Source organism: Microbacterium sp. JAI119 (assembly GCF_013410135.1).
Taxonomy (GTDB): Bacteria; Actinomycetota; Actinomycetes; order Actinomycetales; family Microbacteriaceae; genus Microbacterium; species Microbacterium oxydans.
This window is the reverse complement of record NZ_JACCCK010000002.1, coordinates 133681-149046: the sequence shown is the minus strand read 5'-3', so window position 1 is coordinate 149046 and position 15366 is coordinate 133681. Positions and strand designations below refer to the sequence as shown.

General features: G+C 69.2%; 11 protein-coding genes and 1 tRNA gene. 7 read left to right on the top strand and 5 right to left on the bottom strand.

Annotated features, from left to right (window positions below; all coding sequences use genetic code 11):
* Window positions 1-54 precede the first annotated feature (54 nt).
* From HDC31_RS11550 to HDC31_RS11525, 6 genes are all read left to right on the top strand, one after another.
* Window positions 55-126 (top strand) — tRNA-Gln (locus HDC31_RS11550).
* A gap of 1 nt (window position 127) precedes the next feature.
* Window positions 128-1558, top strand: a complete 1431-nt coding sequence (gene glmU, locus HDC31_RS11545; RefSeq protein ID WP_113681297.1) for a bifunctional UDP-N-acetylglucosamine diphosphorylase/glucosamine-1-phosphate N-acetyltransferase GlmU — start codon at window positions 128-130, stop codon at window positions 1556-1558.
* Between the two features lie 6 nt (window positions 1559-1564).
* Window positions 1565-2599, top strand: coding sequence for a ribose-phosphate diphosphokinase (locus tag HDC31_RS11540; protein WP_046748908.1), 1035 nt, complete (start codon window positions 1565-1567; stop codon window positions 2597-2599).
* 88 nt (window positions 2600-2687) lie between these two features.
* On the top strand, window positions 2688-3161 hold the full coding sequence (locus tag HDC31_RS11535) for an FMN-binding protein (protein WP_113681296.1): 474 nt from the start codon (window positions 2688-2690) through the stop codon (window positions 3159-3161).
* Between the two features lie 15 nt (window positions 3162-3176).
* A complete protein-coding gene (locus tag HDC31_RS11530) occupies window positions 3177-4055 on the top strand; it encodes an FAD:protein FMN transferase (protein WP_061017224.1) in 879 nt (292 codons plus the stop codon).
* Complete coding sequence (locus tag HDC31_RS11525; protein WP_113681295.1) at window positions 4052-5626, top strand: flavodoxin reductase; 1575 nt, start codon at window positions 4052-4054, stop codon at window positions 5624-5626. The genes HDC31_RS11530 and HDC31_RS11525 overlap by 4 nt, the downstream gene beginning before the upstream one ends.
* A 115-nt stretch (window positions 5627-5741) precedes the next feature.
* Here the strand turns inward: HDC31_RS11525 and HDC31_RS11520 are convergent, their stop codons facing one another.
* The 3 genes from HDC31_RS11520 to HDC31_RS11510 all read right to left on the bottom strand — a co-directional run bounded on the left by HDC31_RS11520 (window position 5742) and on the right by HDC31_RS11510 (window position 9056).
* The gene (locus HDC31_RS11520; protein WP_113681294.1) at window positions 5742-7244 is read right to left on the bottom strand and encodes a cell wall metabolism sensor histidine kinase WalK; all 1503 of its coding nucleotides are present in this window, start codon (window positions 7242-7244) and stop codon (window positions 5742-5744) included.
* Between the two features lie 26 nt (window positions 7245-7270).
* Window positions 7271-7999, bottom strand: coding sequence for a response regulator transcription factor (locus HDC31_RS11515; protein ID WP_045262204.1), 729 nt, complete (start codon window positions 7997-7999; stop codon window positions 7271-7273).
* Between the two features lie 79 nt (window positions 8000-8078).
* Window positions 8079-9056, bottom strand: coding sequence for an acetylxylan esterase (locus HDC31_RS11510; protein ID WP_218867769.1), 978 nt, complete (start codon window positions 9054-9056; stop codon window positions 8079-8081).
* Window positions 9057-9180: 124 nt separating this feature from the next.
* Here HDC31_RS11510 and HDC31_RS11505 point away from each other — a divergent pair, with 124 nt between their 5' ends.
* Window positions 9181-13191, top strand: coding sequence for a hypothetical protein (locus tag HDC31_RS11505; protein ID WP_179516122.1), 4011 nt, complete (start codon window positions 9181-9183; stop codon window positions 13189-13191).
* A gap of 81 nt (window positions 13192-13272) precedes the next feature.
* On the opposite strand, the gene HDC31_RS11500 is transcribed toward HDC31_RS11505, so the two are convergent.
* Window positions 13273-14433 (bottom strand): mandelate racemase/muconate lactonizing enzyme family protein, encoded by a 1161-nt coding sequence (locus HDC31_RS11500; RefSeq protein WP_046748915.1) that lies wholly within the window; start codon window positions 14431-14433, stop codon window positions 13273-13275.
* A 79-nt stretch (window positions 14434-14512) separates the two neighbouring features.
* Window positions 14513-15316: an IclR family transcriptional regulator gene (locus HDC31_RS11495; RefSeq protein ID WP_046748916.1), complete on the bottom strand. Its 804-nt coding sequence runs from the start codon at window positions 15314-15316 to the stop codon at window positions 14513-14515.
* Window positions 15317-15366 lie beyond the last annotated feature (50 nt).

Here is a 15366-nt window from a genome sequence, read left to right as displayed (position 1 = left end):
CCGGGGCCGGAGCATGGCAGACTTGTCCCCGCGGTGCCTTCATGGGCGGCGCGGTCCGCCGTGGTGTAATGGCAGCACGACAGCCTTTGGAGCTGTGAGGTCTAGGTTCGAGTCCTGGCGGCGGAGCATGACTGGGAACAATCTCGCGATCATCGTCCTCGCCGCAGGGCAGGGCACTCGCATGAAGTCGCGTCTGCCGAAGGTGCTGCACCCGATCAGCGGACGTCCACTCGTCGGGCACGTGCTCACCACAGCGCAGCGGTTGCAGGCGACGCACGTCGAGGTCGTCGTGCGGCATGAGCGGGACCAGGTGGTGGCCGCCCTCGCCGCCGATTATCCCGACGCGGTCTTCGTCGACCAGGACGACATCCCCGGAACGGGTCGTGCGGTGCAGGTGGCCGTCGATGCGCTGCCCGCCGACTTCGAGGGCGACGTGCTCGTGCTCTCCGGCGACTGCCCCCTCGCCGATGCCGGCACCCTCTCGGCCTTCCTCGCTGAGCACCGGGCGTCCGGGGCGCCTGCCACACTCATGACCGCGCTGGTGGAGGATCCCACCGGCTACGGTCGCGTGGTGCGCGATGCCGATGGCGGGGTCGACCGCATCGTGGAGCAGAAGGATGCGAGCCCGGAAGAGGCGGCCGTCCGTGAGATCAACGCCGGTATGTACGTGTTCCGCGCCGCGACGCTGCGTACCTACCTGCCGCAGCTGAGCCTCGACAACGCTCAGCGCGAGATGTACCTGACCGACGTGCCTGGACTGCTCCGCCGCGATGGCGACCGCGTCGCGGCGTCGGTCGTGTCGGATGTCACGGTCACCTACGGCGTGAACGACCGCACGCAGCTCGCGCTCGTCGGGCGCCTGCTCAACCAGCGGATCGTGCGCCGGTGGCAGCTCGAGGGCGTCACCGTGATCGACCCCGCCACCACGTGGATCGACGACGACGCGACACTCTCGCCCGACGTCACGATCCTCCCGAACACGCAGATCCTGCGGGCAACGGCCATCGCCTCCGGAGCTGTCATCGGCCCCGATACGACGCTCGTGGACTGCGAGGTCGGTGAGGATGCGGTCGTCCGCCGCACGGATGCGACGCTGGCCGTCATCGGCGCCGAGGCGACGGTCGGTCCGTTCTCCTTCCTCCGCCCCGGCACTGTGCTGGGCGCCAAGGGCAAGATCGGCGCGTACGTCGAGACCAAGAACGCCGAGATCGGCGAGGGCAGCAAGGTGCCGCACCTGTCGTACGTGGGCGATGCGACGATCGGTCGCGGAGTGAACCTCGGTGCGAGCACGATCACCGCCAACTACGACGACGTGAACAAGCACCGCACCGAGATCGGCGACGAGGTGCACACCGGGTCGCACACGGTGCTCGTCGCGCCCGTTAGGCTGGGAGCCGGTGCGAAGACCGGTGCAGGCGCCGTCGTCCGCAAGGACGTCCCCGCCGGCGCTCTGGCCATGAGCGTCGCCCCCCAGCGCAACATCGAGGGCTGGGTCGAGAAGAACAGAGCAGGGACGGGCGCGGCGGATGCTGCGTCCCGGGAGAATTCGGCGGAATAGGCGGACATGGCGCGCAAGAAGAAGACGGTCGATCTGGATCGCGACAACGGCGTGGCCCCCGGGATCATCGCCAAGACCAAGAAGCGGCTCGTCGTCGCCGGCGGTCGTTCGCACCCTGCCCTCACGGCGGCGGTCGCCGAGGCGCTGGGCACCGAGATCGCCCCGGTCGAGCACCGCACGTTCGCATCGGGTGAGATCTACGCGCGCTTCGAGGTCTCCATCCGTGGAGTGGATCTCTTCCTGATCCAGACGTTCGGCGAGCCGGTCAACGAGTGGCTCATGGAGACTCTCATCATGATCGACGCGGCCAAGCGCGCGTCGGCGAAGCGCATCACCGTCGTCGCGCCGTACTATCCGTATTCGCGTCAGGACAAGAAGGGTCGCGGTCGCGAGCCGATCAGCGCCCGTCTCGTGGCCGACCTGCTGAAGACCGCCGGTGCCGACCGCGTCATGAGCGTCGACCTGCACGCAGCCCAGATCCAGGGCTTCTTCGACGGTCCCGTCGACCACCTGTTCGCCAAGCCCGTGCTGCTCGACTACTTCGAGCGCACCCTCTCGCCGGAGGACCGCGAGATCCTCACGGTGGTATCGCCCGACATGGGCCGCGTGCGCGTGGCCGACACGTGGTCGGACAGCCTCGGCGCTCCGCTCGCGATCATCCACAAGCGTCGCGACCCGAAGGTCGCCAACCAGGTCTCCGTGCACGAGATCGTCGGTGCCGTCGAGGGACGCACCTGCCTCCTCGTCGACGACATGATCGACACCGGTGGCACGATCGTCAAGGCTGCGCAGGCTCTCAAGGCGAACGGGGCGCACCGCGTGATCGTCGCCGCGACCCACGCGATCTTCAGCGACCCGGCGTCGGATCGTTTGCAGGACTCGTCCATCGACGAGGTCGTCATCACCGACACGATCCCGCTCACCGAGTCGCGCCAGTGGGACAAGCTCACCATCCTCCCGATCGCCCCGCTCCTGGCCCGCGCGATCCATGAGGTGTTCGAGGACGGCTCCGTCACCAGCATGTTCGGCGGAGACGCGTAACACGTTACGTCAGCCCGTTCATAGGCGCGATGCCTAGCGTGAGGGGGTCGACGACCACGTCGACCGACACCGAGCCGGGAGGACCACCATGATCCGCACGACCGTACCGACCTCTGTCCGCAAGGGATCCGCACTCCTCGGGATCGCAGGTCTCTTCGTCCTCGCCGGATGCTCCGGCTCTGCCGATGCCGAGGGCTCTTCCGGAGCCGACAGCACTCCCGATACGGGTGCCTCCGCATCGTCTTCGGGAGGTGACGCCACGGCGACCTACACCGACGGCACCTACACGGCCGAGGGCTCGTACCAGACCCCCGAGACGGTGGAGAAGATCTCCGTCACGCTGACGCTCGCCGACGGCGTCGTCACCGATGTGGAGGTCACGGGTGATCCGCAGGCGCCCGAGAGCAAGCGCTACCAGGGCGAGTTCATCGACGGCATCGCCGCCGAGGTCGACGGCAAGCCGATCGACGAGCTGAACGTCACCCGTGTCGCGGGCTCGTCGCTCACCAGCGGCGGATTCAACGACGCCGTCGAGTCGATCAAGGAGCAGGCTGCCGCGTAGGCGCCTGAAAGCCGCATGGCCACCTGGAGCTTCGAGGCCATCGGAACGCACTGGGAGATCGAGACGACCGACCCGCTCCCGGCTGCCGCGAAGGCGGCGGTGACGGCGGAGATCGAGCGCTTCGACCGCGAATGGTCCCGCTTCCGTGCAGACTCCGAGGTCGTGCGCCTCGGGAGACTCGGTGGCGTTCTCGCCTCCGCCGACGCCGCCCCCATGCTCGACGCGTATCGCGAGCTCTCCGCGGCGACCGCCGGTGCGGTGAACCCCCTCGTCGCCGCGAGCCTGGATGCGCTCGGCTATGACGCGGCCTACACGCTGATCGCCGGGCAGCCGCTCCCGGCGCCGGAAGAGTGGGATCGGCATCTCTCGTGGGATGGTGGCGAGGTCAGGGCTTCGGCTCCGGCTCTGCTCGACGTCGGCGCCCTCGGGAAGGGTCGCCTCGTCGATCTCGTGTCCACGGTGCTGGAGCGTGTGCCCGGCGATCTCGTGATCGATGCCGGTGGCGACATCCGGGTGCGCGGGGCCGGTGTGCGCATCGCCCTCGAGCACCCCTATGACGCGACGAAGGCGATCGGCGTCATCGAGGTGAAGGACCAGGCCCTGTGCGCCTCGGCCATCAACCGTCGGGCGTGGGGGAGCGGGCTCCACCACGTCCTGGATGCGCGCACCGGCACCCCGGTGCGCACCTGGGCGGCGACCTGGGCCGTGGCGCCCCACGCTATGAGGGCCGACGCTGTGGCGACCGCCCTCTTCTTCGACGGCGGCCCTGAGATCGCTGCGGCCTGGGGAACCGAGTGGGTGCGGATGAGCACCGACGGACGGGTGCAGCGTTCCCCCGGATTTCCGGCCGAACTGTTCCTCACCGTCCAGAACCAGGGAAGAGTGGAATCGTGATCACCTCATTCACCGCTGCGCGTCAGCGGGTCCTCGCCGTTCTGGGCTCGCTGTCGATGTACCGTCTGGTCCTGTTCGCGCTGATCGCCCTCGCCGTCATCGCCTTCGTGCTCTCGCTGTTCGGCGTCATCGTCTCGCCGACCCCGCTCGAGCTCGTGGCGTCCTTCCTCGTGCTCGCGCTCGTCATCTCGGTCGTCGACGCTGTCGCGCAGCGCATCCTGCGGCTGCCCTGGCGCATCGAATCCTCGGTCGTGACCGCCCTCATCCTGTTGTTCGTGCTCCGCCCCGGCGTCGAGCCGAGTGCACTCGTCGGCCTCGCGATCGCCGGTGCCGTCGCGAGCGTGTCGAAGTATCTGATCGCCTGGCGGGGCCGGCACATCTTCAACCCGGCCGCGTTCGGCGCCGCCGTCGTCTCGATCCTCGGGGCGTTCGGGGCCTTCGAGTGGTTGGGCACCTCGTCGGCGTGGTGGGTGGGCACGCCCGTGCTCACGATCCCGGTCGCGGTGCTCGGTCTCCTGGTGCTGTGGCGCACCGAGAAGATCCGCGTCGTGCTGGTGTTCCTGATCGTCGCGGTCGCCACCTCCGTGGTGCGGCAGGCAGTCCAGGCCGTGGAGTTCGATGTCGCCTTCGACGTCGTGACAGCCCTGCAGTTCGCCGTGCTGCAGTCGCCGTTCCTCTTCCTCGGGGCCTTCATGCTCTCGGAGCCGCTCACTCTTCCGCCGCGGCGTCGGCAGCAGCTCGTGGTGGCCGTCGTCGTCGGTCTGCTCGCGGGGTGGCCCCTCTCCGTGGCCGGCCTGTTCACCCTCGGACAGGAGCGCGCGCTGCTCATCGGCAACCTGGTCGCGTTCGCCTTCGCACTGCGCGGGTCGGTGCGGCTCGTGCTCGAACGGCGTCAGTTCGTCACCCCGACCGCGCAGGAGCTGACTTTCCGCGCCAAGGGCCGTGTGCGTTTCCTCCCTGGTCAGTATCTCGAGCTCGACGTGCCGCACCACCGCCCCGACGCGCGCGGCACCCGCCGGGAGTTCAGCATCGTGTCGGCGCCGGCCGACCTGCCCATGCTGCGCATCGCCTACAAGAACGGCGACCAGAAGCACCCCTCCAGCTACAAGCGGGCTCTCGCGGCCGCCGAGCCGGGGGCGACCTTCGCCGTGACCGGGACCTGGGGCGACTTCATCCTGCCGCGGGGCGAACAGCCGGTGCTCATGGTGGCGGCAGGTATCGGCGTGACGCCTTTCGTGTCGCAGCTGCGGCAGTTGCAGGCGACCGGGCAACGGCGCGACGTGGTGCTGATCTACGTCGCCGCAGACGCCTCGGAGCTCGCGTTCCGCGACGAGCTGGCCGAGACAGGCGTGCGCACCGTCGTGTTCACGCGCGACGAGCCGGCCGCCCTGCCCTCGCACTGGTCCTGGGCTCAGGGGGCGCGTCTGGACGCCGATACCCTCGAGCGTGCCGTTGCCGATCTGGCCGCGCGCCACGCGTTCATCTCGGGACCACCCCGCCTGATCGCCGATCTCGCGCCCGCACTGCAGAAGGCCCGCAGCCTCACCACGGACGCCTTCGCCGGCTACTGATCCCGCCGGCGCAGGAATCCTCTCGCGCGCGGCTCAGCATCGTGGTGGGCTCAGTGTCGTGGCGGGCTCAGTATGGTGGTGGGCGCTGTGCTCGTGGCGGGCGCTGTGCTGCGGGTCAGGCGTCCGTAGCGGCGGTGTCGGGGGAGGCCGCCGGATTCGTCGGGATGCGGACGCTGAAGGTGGTGTTCCCTGGCTCGCTGTCCACCGTGATGGAGCCGTGGTGGCCCTCGACGATGGCCTTCACGATCGCGAGGCCGAGCCCTGTCCCGCCGGTCTGGCGCGCACGGGAGCTGTCTCCGCGGGCGAAGCGGGCGAACAGCTCGTCTCGGATGGCCGGATCGATCCCCGGACCGTCGTCGTGCACGCGCAGCACCGCCTCATCGCCCTCCTGCGCGACGCTCAGTGTCACCGTCGTGCCGGCCGGCGTGTGCGTGCGGGCGTTCGCGAGCAGGTTGGCCACGACCTGGTGCATGCGTCCCGCATCTCCCAGGATCGTGACGGGCTCGTCGGGCACGTCGATCTTCCAGTGGTGGTCCACGGCCGTGGGGCGCGCATCCGACAGCCCTTCCAGCGCCAGCTGGGTGAGGTCGACTGTGCCGTAGACGAGCTCCCGGCCTTCGTCGAGGCGGGCGAGCAGCAGCAGGTCCTCGACGAGCCTGGTCATCCGCAGCGACTGCGCCTGGATGCGCTCGAGCGAAGAGGTGGTGCTCTCGATGACCTCCGGTCGCTCGGACGGTTCCTTCGTCTGGCGGAGAGCTCGCAGCGAGAGCTCGGAGTAGCCGCGGATCGAGGCGAGCGGTGTGCGCAGCTCGTGGCTGGCATCGGCGACGAACCGCCGCATCCGCTCCTCGTTCTTCTGCCGGGACGCGAGCGAGGTGTTCACGTGATCGAGGAGCTTGTTCAACGACGCCCCGACCAGCCCGGTCTCGGTGCGCGGATCGGCCTCGGAGGCGGGGACGCGCTCCGTGATGGTCACCTCGCCGCGATCGAGCTGCTGGTTGGCGACCCTGGTCGCGGTGGTCGCGACGGCGCGCAGCGGGCGCAGGCTCACGCGGATCGTGATCGCCGTGGTGAGGGCCAGCAGGATCAGGCCGCCGATCGTGGCGAGCGCGATCACCGTGAGGAGCTGCGTGAGCTGGTTCTGGATCTCGTCACGGGGGAGGCCGGTCACCACGATGACCCCGTTGTTCGTCGGCAGCGCCATCACCCGGTACGAGCCCACGTCGCTGATGGAGACTGAGGCGACCGATGAGTCCTTCAGCGCGCCGGCGATCTCCGCCAGCTGGGCCCCGCTGAGGGTCTGCAGCGACCCGGCGAGGGGGTCGCCGTCCGTGGTCTTGGCGACGACGCCGCTGAAGCCGGTCACGGGGCTCGAGACCACGAAGAGCACACCCACCGGCGGTGCGGAGCTGTTCGCGAGCACGTTCTGCGCGGTGGCGGACGACGGGGGGAACGCCTCGGTCACCCGGACGAGCTGGTGCGCATTATTGGAGAGCTTCTGGTCGAGCTGATCCTCCATGGTCTTGCCCAGCGTCGCGCTGGTGATGATGGCGACGATGATGAGGATCAGCGAGACGAACCCGATCACGGCGGTCATCAGCCGTGTCTGCAGGCTCATCGGCCGTCTCATCGTCGTCGCCGAGCTCACTGAGGGGCCTTGATCATGTAGCCGACGCCGCGGACGGTGTGCAGCAGCGGCGTGCGTCCGGCGTCGATCTTCTTGCGCAGGTACGAGATGTACAGCTCGACGACCGATGACTTGCCGCCGAAGTCGTAGCTCCACACCCGGTCGAGGATCTGCGCCTTCGAGAGCACCCGGCGCTCGTTGCGCATCAGGTAGCGCAACAGCTCGAACTCGGTCGCGGTGAGCTCGATCTCGGTGCCGTCGCGCACGACCTCGTGGCTGTCCTCGTTGAGGGTGAGGTCGGCGACGCGCAGGATCGACTGGCCGTCGTCAGCGGTGGCGTGGCCGGTGCGGCGGATGATCGCCCGCAGGCGCGCGATCACCTCTTCCAGGCTGAAGGGCTTGGTGACGTAGTCGTCGCCGCCGGCGGTGAGTCCTGCGACGCGGTCGCCCACGGCGTCCTTGGCGGTGAGGAAGAGCACGGGGACGAGGTTGCCGGCATCCCGGAGCCGCTTGAGCACCGACATGCCGTCGAGGTCGGGCATCATGATGTCGAGCACGAGGGCATCGGGTTCGAACTCGCGCGCGACCTGGAGGGCCTCCATGCCGGAGGAGGCGGTGCGCACCTCCCAGCCCTCCATGCGCAGGGCCATCGCGAGCAGGTCGGTCAGCATCTGCTCGTCGTCGACGGCGAGGATGCGCAGGGGGGAGCCGTCGGGGCGGCGCAGTTCGGGCAGGTCGCTGGTCATGTCCCTATTCTGCGGAATCTCCTATGCGATTTCTATGGAGAACGCTATGCATTTTCTGAGAAGCGGTCCGTTGGGGTGTTCAGATCAGACGGTCGTCGGGCAGTGCGAGGAAGTCGATGCCGTCCTGCAGCGCGAGTCGGTCCGACAGCTCGCCGACCGTTCCGGGGAGGTGGCCCGCCGCCCGCACGCCGAGGCGCTTCGGGCCGGAGACGGCGTGGTAGACCGCGAACTGCCCGCGCGGATCGACGGCGGGGTCGAGCACGGCCGCGCTCACGTGCACGGGCAGCCGCAGCCGCCGCGCCGCGATCGCCGCGTCGAAGTAGTCGAGCACTGTCCGGACCTCCGGGTGCTCGCGGAGGTGCAGGCGCACGGCCTCACCACTCCCGGTGCATCTCCGTGACAGGCGCACGTCATGGTTGCCGAAGCTCGGGACATCGAGCGCGGCGCGACGGAACCGCCCGTCCCACGGCAGGGCGAGCGCGCCGATGCCGCCGCCGAAGCTACCGCCGCTGAAGTCGAGCGCTCCCGCTGCGGATGGGGCCATCTCGAGGAGCACGGTCGCCGCTCGCCAGATGTCGGCGGCGCTGAAGCGGTGCGAGTAGGTGTCGCGGTGTTCGATCCCTGCCAGCACGTGCTCGTCGGGCGATGCGGGGAACCGGCTGCTCGTGCCGATATGGGTTCCGGGGGCGACCGGGAAGATCGCGGCGGTGTCGGAGGCGACGCGTTCGATGTCGGGGCCGGTGCGACCGCCGTAACCGTGGCCGACGACGAGGCCGCGGCGGGTCACGTCGGCAGCGTGCGGAAGCATCACGTACGCGACGGCCGCCTCATCGGCGGAGGAGTGGAAGCGGATCTCGGCGATGCGATGCGTCGGGGTCTCAGGGTGCTCCTGGGTCACCTCCCATGCCACGGCGCCCGTGCCCAACTCCTCGAAGGAGGCCCTCCAGAAGTCGTCGAAATCCGACGGTTCCACGGGGGGATCGAGCGGAGTCAGGAGCGTGCTCAGCGAGTACTCCGTCATCTCCTCAGGCGGGGTCTCGGGCGGGGTGTACGTCACCGCGTGCATCCTTTCGGGTGGGCTGCCTCGTCGACGCTACCGGTGTCGACAAGGCATGTGGGCTCGGGTGATCGGTGCGGCGCATGCATTGACATCATCGCATAGGGATTGCAGTATGTGCATCATGGATGCAACTCCTGGCGACGGTGCCGAACACAATCCCCTGATGTGGAGCCGACGCTCCGTGCTGCGAATGCTCGTGATCGCCGGCGTGCTCCCCCCGGTGCTCGGCTCGCCGGGCGGCATGGCCCCCGCGGCGGCCACCGAACTCACCACCGCCAGCGGGGTGTATGCCGATGCTCTGCGGCGACTGGACAAACCGAACCTCGCCTTCACACAGGTCGCTCAGCTGGTGGGACAGAACCATCGCATGACCTTCCTGCAGGCGACGTGGGACGGCGGCGCGACGATCGTGCGCGACCTCGAGGTCAAGCACAACGGCGGATGGCTGCAGATCACCGACCCCGCCCACCGCTTCGACGAGCAGTGGCTCGTGCTGGAGGGCACGCTGCCGGCCGGGAGCGCTCCGGAGCTGTACGGCCCGCTCGCGCCGAGCTGGCTGGGGTTCACCTCGTTCCAGGTGCTCGGGCCGCAGTCGATCGAACTGACCACCAGCACAGACGACGTCGACCTGGTGGTCCGCTGGCGGCTGGAGGGCGCGCAGCCCGAGGCGCACTACGTGCTCACGGCCAAGACCGCAGGCGACTACATCGTCGGTTACCAGAGCCAGGACACCCGGTCGATCGACGACCTCGACGAGGTGCTCTGCGGGTCCTATCAGCACGCCCTCTCGGTGCTCGACGGCTCGGCGCCGCTGGGGGCCTGGGAGCTCTTCGCACCGATGGCGCTGACGCAGTACGCGATCGGCGACGTCGCCGTCACCTCGGGTGTCTATCTGCCTTCGGAGGTCGCCGAGTTCGTGCACGAGCGGCAGCTGATGTCAGACCGACAGCCGTACGGCATGAGTCTGCGCAACGACAGCCTCGACATCGTGCCGTCCATGTACGCACCCCAGCCGGGGCTGCGGACGGCGATGACGGTCGGTCAGCAGCGCGGGTTCGCCTTCGGCCTCGCCGCGCGCGCCGACACGCTGTACGGCACCTACACGCAGCTGTGCCGCAACGAATACGGCCTCACGGCGTACCGGCACAACGTCTACGACCGGTCGCTCACCGACGCCGTGCACGCCATGGCGGAGCTGATCGCCGTCGAGCCCAGCGGCGACGACTCCATCGACTACGTGCCGTCGTACTCGGGGTGGTGGAACCGTGCCAAGGGGTTCGTCGACGTCGAGAACGAGGATGCCGTCCGCGCGGCGGCGAGCGGTGTCGTGCTCTCCGCGCACTACCTGACGGGGACCGCGGACAGCACCCTCTACGACCGCCGTGCCAGGCCGCTCGTCGAGTATCAGCTCTCCCGCAAGGGCATCGGGCATACTCCGATGATCGGCAGTCCCGTCTACAACGACAAGACGCAGTACCGGATCGGTCGGATTCCCACAGACGCCGTGAACCTCGCGTCGCTGTATCAGCTCACCCACGGGCGCAACGCTGGCATCCAGCGGCTCGCGGTGCAGGCGACCAAAGCGGGTGTGGCCGGGCAGAGCAGAGCCCCGTTCTCGAACGCGCTGGCGACCTACCGGGTGACGGGGGATCCGGCCTATCTCACGGAAGCCACCCTGATCGCGCGGCGGTACTCGCAGGAGCAGATCCTGACGCCCTATCGCAGCAACGGTCAGCCGCCCGGCGGCTTCGCCTACAGCTTCTCGAAGTACTGGGTCGACCTGCTGGAGATGTTCGAGGCCACGGGGGAGTCCGAGTTCCTCGACGGCGCGTACCGCGAGGTGCAGCGCTTCATCACGCAGACGGCCGTGCGCCCGGTGCCGGACACGACGGTCACGGTGCCGGTCGGTTCCGTGATCAGGCAGCAGTACGACTGGGAGTCGCGCTCGTCCCTCCCGTCGTATCCCACCACCGACGTGCCGACCGAGGCGGTGCCGGCCTGGTACGTGTCCCCGTCGGGGCTCACGTTCGAGGCATTGTCGTCGTTCAAGCTCGGTGTCAGCACGCTGACGAACCCGGGTGGCGGCTACGTGTTCAACCCGTGCTGGGCCGGAGCACTGCTGCGCCTGGCACACCACACCGGAGACGAGCTGCTCGCCGACATCGCGCACAACATGGTGATCGGTCGCTTCACCACGTACCCCGGTTACTACGGGCGGCAGTTCCAGGTCGCGCACATGAAACCCGACTTCGCGACAAGCGGCCCGGTGGGCATCACGGGGTACTACTTCCACCACGCACCGGCCCAGCTCGGACTCGCGATGGACTACCTGATCAGCGAGAGCTTCTATCGGAGCGCGGGGGCGATCGAGTTCCCGCACGTGTTCGAGGCCGATTTCGCGTACTTCAAGTTCTTCGCCTACGGCCATGCCCCGGGAACGTTCTTCGGTGAAGACGGGGTCTGGCCGTACCTTCCCGCGGGGCTCATCGCGGTCGACAACCCTATGGTCAACTGGATCGGCGGTGTCGGCAACGGCGCCCTGTACATCAGCCTGACCAACTCCGCCGGGACCGCGCAGCAGGTGGTCGTCGACCTCTCCAGCGACCTCACCGGGGTGCCCCGGAACTCCTCGACGCCCGTGGAGCTGGTGACGGCGAACGGCGCTCGATCGACCGGGGCGGCGAGCAGCGGACGGGTCACCGTGACGGTCCCCGCGCGCGGGCTGGTGGCCCTCGTGGTGCGCGACGTCGACGTGCAGCGTCCCGAACTGCCGTTCGACGACATCGTCGATCACGGGCCGGACAGCTTCCACGAGGTCGACTCCGACCCGGCGACCGAGTACGGCGTCGCGCGAGGGATGCTCCTGGTGCGCCCCGACGGTCAGGGGTACGACGCGTACGTGCAGCTCGACACGGAACAGCAGGCGACGCTGTCGTACCGGATCGGCGGGAACGCGGTGCAGCAGGCGCCCCAGAAGGCGTACCCGTTCGAATGGACGATCCCGGTCGACGACCTGACCGACACCTTCCGGTACACGATCACCTCCGGCGGAGTGACCACGCCCGAGGTCACGCTGAAGCTGCCCGCACGGATCAGCGGTGCGAACCCGGGTCTCGCGGGAGATGTCATCGCGCAGGCGACGGGTACCGCCGGCGACCGTGTGCCGCTGACGATCGAAGTGCGCAACGCGACGGACGACCCGATCACCGGCACGGTCGCGATCACACTCCCGTCCGGGTGGCAGCTCGACGGCGCGGTCCCGGCCGTCTCCGTCCCGGCGCAGGGCTCAGCCCGCGTGGAATCGGCCGCGGTGATCGCCACCGCCGCACCGCTCGGTGAGATCGAGGTGAAGGCGAAGCTCACGGTCACGGGCGAGGACCCCGTCACGCTCAGACCGGCCGCGATCGAGGTGATCGACCGGCGCCGACTGGTGTCGCTCACCTCCGATGTCGAGATCGTGAGCGGGCCGGGCGCCGTCGCGAAGCTGACCGCACTCGTCATCAACACCGGGGTGACGCCCCTGCAGGGCACGCTCGCCCTCTACGGCCTCACGGGGTGGAGCGTCGGACAGCAGAGCACGACGATCACCGTGCCACCGCGATCGGATCTGACCCATACCTGGACGGTGACGGCCGGCTCCGGTGTCGCACCCGGATCGTCGACGCGCTTCGAGGCACGCCTCGATCAGAGCCTCAGGAGGGGAGTGCTCGTGCGCGTCGCCGACGAGGGCGTGATCGCCCACACGCAGTCGCCGTGGCCGGGGTACCTCGAGGCGGGGAACTGGTACCCCAGCGGACTCTCCGGCTGGAACGGCACCCGCACGCGGTACAGCGATTCCGACTCGGTGGGCAGCACTGTGACGTGGAACGTCGACCTCCCGCAGGCAGGGCTCTACCGTGTCTCGGTCTGGTACCCGACGAACCCCACGACCACGACGTCGGCGGCCTACGTCGTGGAGCATCAGAACGGCAGCTCCGAGGTGATCGTGGACCAGACCCAGGGCGCAGCCGCCTGGCGCTCGCTGGGCTCGTTCCGCTACGCGGCCGGTGCGACGGGCACGGTGCGACTCGAGGTGCGCAACACCAGCATCCACCGGGTCAGCGCCGCGCAGTTCGTCCGTATCGGCGACTGACTCCCCGGTTCGAATCGCGCAAATGGTCGCATCCGCCAGGCGGATGCGACCATTTGCGCGATTCTGAGGAGAGTTGACGACTCAGTGGCGCACGTACTCCTTGATCGCGTCCTCGTCGACCGCGACGCCGAGGCCCGGGCCGGTCGGGACGACGAAGCCGCCGTCGGCGCGCACCTCGAGAGGCGTCGTGAGCAGACGGTTGGCGACCGGGAGCGTGAACGGCTGGTACTCGAACGCGAGGAGCGAGGCGGCGCTCGCCGCGACGTGAACGCCGGCGGCCATCGCGATGCCGAAGGCCGCCGAGTGGTGAGGGGCGACCTGCACGTGGAAGGCGTCGGCGACCGCCGAGATCGCGAGGCCCTCGGTGATGCCGGTACGGCCGATGTCGGGCTGCGTGAGGCCGACCGCGCGGCGGGTGAGCCAGTCGGTGAACTCGAAGCGGCTGCGCATCGCCTCGCCGACCGCGATCGGTGTCGCGAGCGCGGAAGCGAGGTCTCGGTGGCCCTCCACGTCTTCCGGAGCGAGTGGCGCCTCGAAGAACCAGGCCCTGCGGTCGTCGAGCTCCCGGCCGAGAGCACGGGCCTCGCCGAGGCGGTAGGTCCAGTGCGCGTCGAGCGCGACGTCGAGGTCGGGGTGAACGCCGCGGACCGCATCGTAGGTGGCGAGGTCGGTGCGGATGTCGACGCCGAGGTGCAGCTTGATGCGCCGCACGCCCCCTTCGACGAGCTCGGCCGTCTTCTCCGCGCGCTCGACGTCGTCTACGCCGCGGATGCCCGAGACGTATGTGGGCAGCACCTCGTGGAAGCGTCCGCCGGCGAGCTCCGAGACCGAGAGCCCGGTCGCGTGACCCCAGAGGTCCCACAGGGCGATGTCGACGGCTGCCATGGCGTCGGCCTGATGGCCGGTGAGGTGCCCGCGCTCGCGCATCGACTCGGTCATCCGGTGCCAGAGCGTGCGCACCGAACGCGGGTCCTCGCCGAGGATGAGCGGGGCCAGCAGGTTGTCCACGATCGCCGCGACCACGACCGGGGCGACCGGAGCGAGCGCTTCGCCCCACCCGATCAGCCCCTCGTCGGTCTCGATCTTCACCAGCAGGGTCTCGTAACCGGGGGAGTACAGGCTCCGCCACGGTGGGCGGATCACATAGCCGCGGTGGTCGACGGCGGTGTCGCCCGCGTAGGAGTTGTTCGCCTCCTCCTTCGAGAGGTAGAGGGGAAAGGTCTGGACGCGCGTGATTCTCACAGGGGTCTCCAAAGACATCGATGGGCGAGCGGTCGGCGGCTGGTGCCGCGGTCAGGGTAGGGAGCGTCGCGGCCGGGCGTCAGAGCGCGGCGAACGCGGATGCGGTGCGGGAAGGGCTGTATCCGAGGGCGACGGAGATCTCGTCGGCGGCTTCGATCAGCTGCAGCGCGAGCTCCTGATGCGGGGCGTGCAGATCCAACACGGACAGCGGGCCGCTCGCCGAGATGCCGGCCACGATCTCGCCCGCACGGTTGCGGATCGGGGCGGCGATGCAGGCACGTCCGAAGGCGAGTTCCTCGATCTCGGTCGAGTAGCCGCGGCTGCGCGTCTCATCGAGCGCGAGCTGCATGGCCTCGCGGTCGACGATCGTGTGCGGGGTGAAGCGCTGCGGTGCCTGCGCGAAGTACTCGTCCACCTGCGCGTCGGTCATGCCGGACAGCAGTGCCTTGCCGATGCCGGTGGCGTGCAGGGGACCCGTGCGGCCCGCCATGTCGAACGACTTCGGTGCGAGCGCCCCCTCGAAGTTGCACAGGTACATGAAGGTGAAGCCGCTGAGCTCGGCGACGTTCACACCGATCTCGATCCGGCGGGCGAGGTTCTGCGCGATCTGCCGCGCTGCGCGGAAGATGGGGGAGCCGTTGAGGGCGATCGTGCCGAGCGAGACGGCGGCCGGACCCAGGCGGTACAGGCCGGTGCGCGGGTCCTGGACCACGAACTTCATGCGGTCCAGCGCCGACATCATCCGCGAGACCGTGGACTGGCCGAGCCCGGTGAGGGTGCAGAGCTCCGAGACCCGCAGTTCGCCCGACTCCTCGGTGAAGCAGGCGAGCAACGACATCGCCCGTTCGACGGTCTGGGTGCCGCCCACCGATTCCGATGCCATGGTCACTCCTCCTCAGTACTGCCGCCGCGTGGGCGACGTCGCGGCTGGTC

Coding starts and splice junctions, on each gene's coding strand:
- glmU (WP_113681297.1), top strand. CDS start 128: ATGACTGGGAACAATCTCGCGATCATCGTCCTCGCCGCAGGGCAGGGC.
- HDC31_RS11540 (WP_046748908.1), top strand. CDS start 1,565: ATGGCGCGCAAGAAGAAGACGGTCGATCTGGATCGCGACAACGGCGTG.
- HDC31_RS11535 (WP_113681296.1), top strand. CDS start 2,688: ATGATCCGCACGACCGTACCGACCTCTGTCCGCAAGGGATCCGCACTC.
- HDC31_RS11530 (WP_061017224.1), top strand. CDS start 3,177: ATGGCCACCTGGAGCTTCGAGGCCATCGGAACGCACTGGGAGATCGAG.
- HDC31_RS11520 (WP_113681294.1), bottom strand. CDS start 7,244: ATGAGCCTGCAGACACGGCTGATGACCGCCGTGATCGGGTTCGTCTCG.
- HDC31_RS11515 (WP_045262204.1), bottom strand. CDS start 7,999: ATGACCAGCGACCTGCCCGAACTGCGCCGCCCCGACGGCTCCCCCCTG.
- HDC31_RS11505 (WP_179516122.1), top strand. CDS start 9,181: ATGGATGCAACTCCTGGCGACGGTGCCGAACACAATCCCCTGATGTGG.
- HDC31_RS11495 (WP_046748916.1), bottom strand. CDS start 15,316: ATGGCATCGGAATCGGTGGGCGGCACCCAGACCGTCGAACGGGCGATG.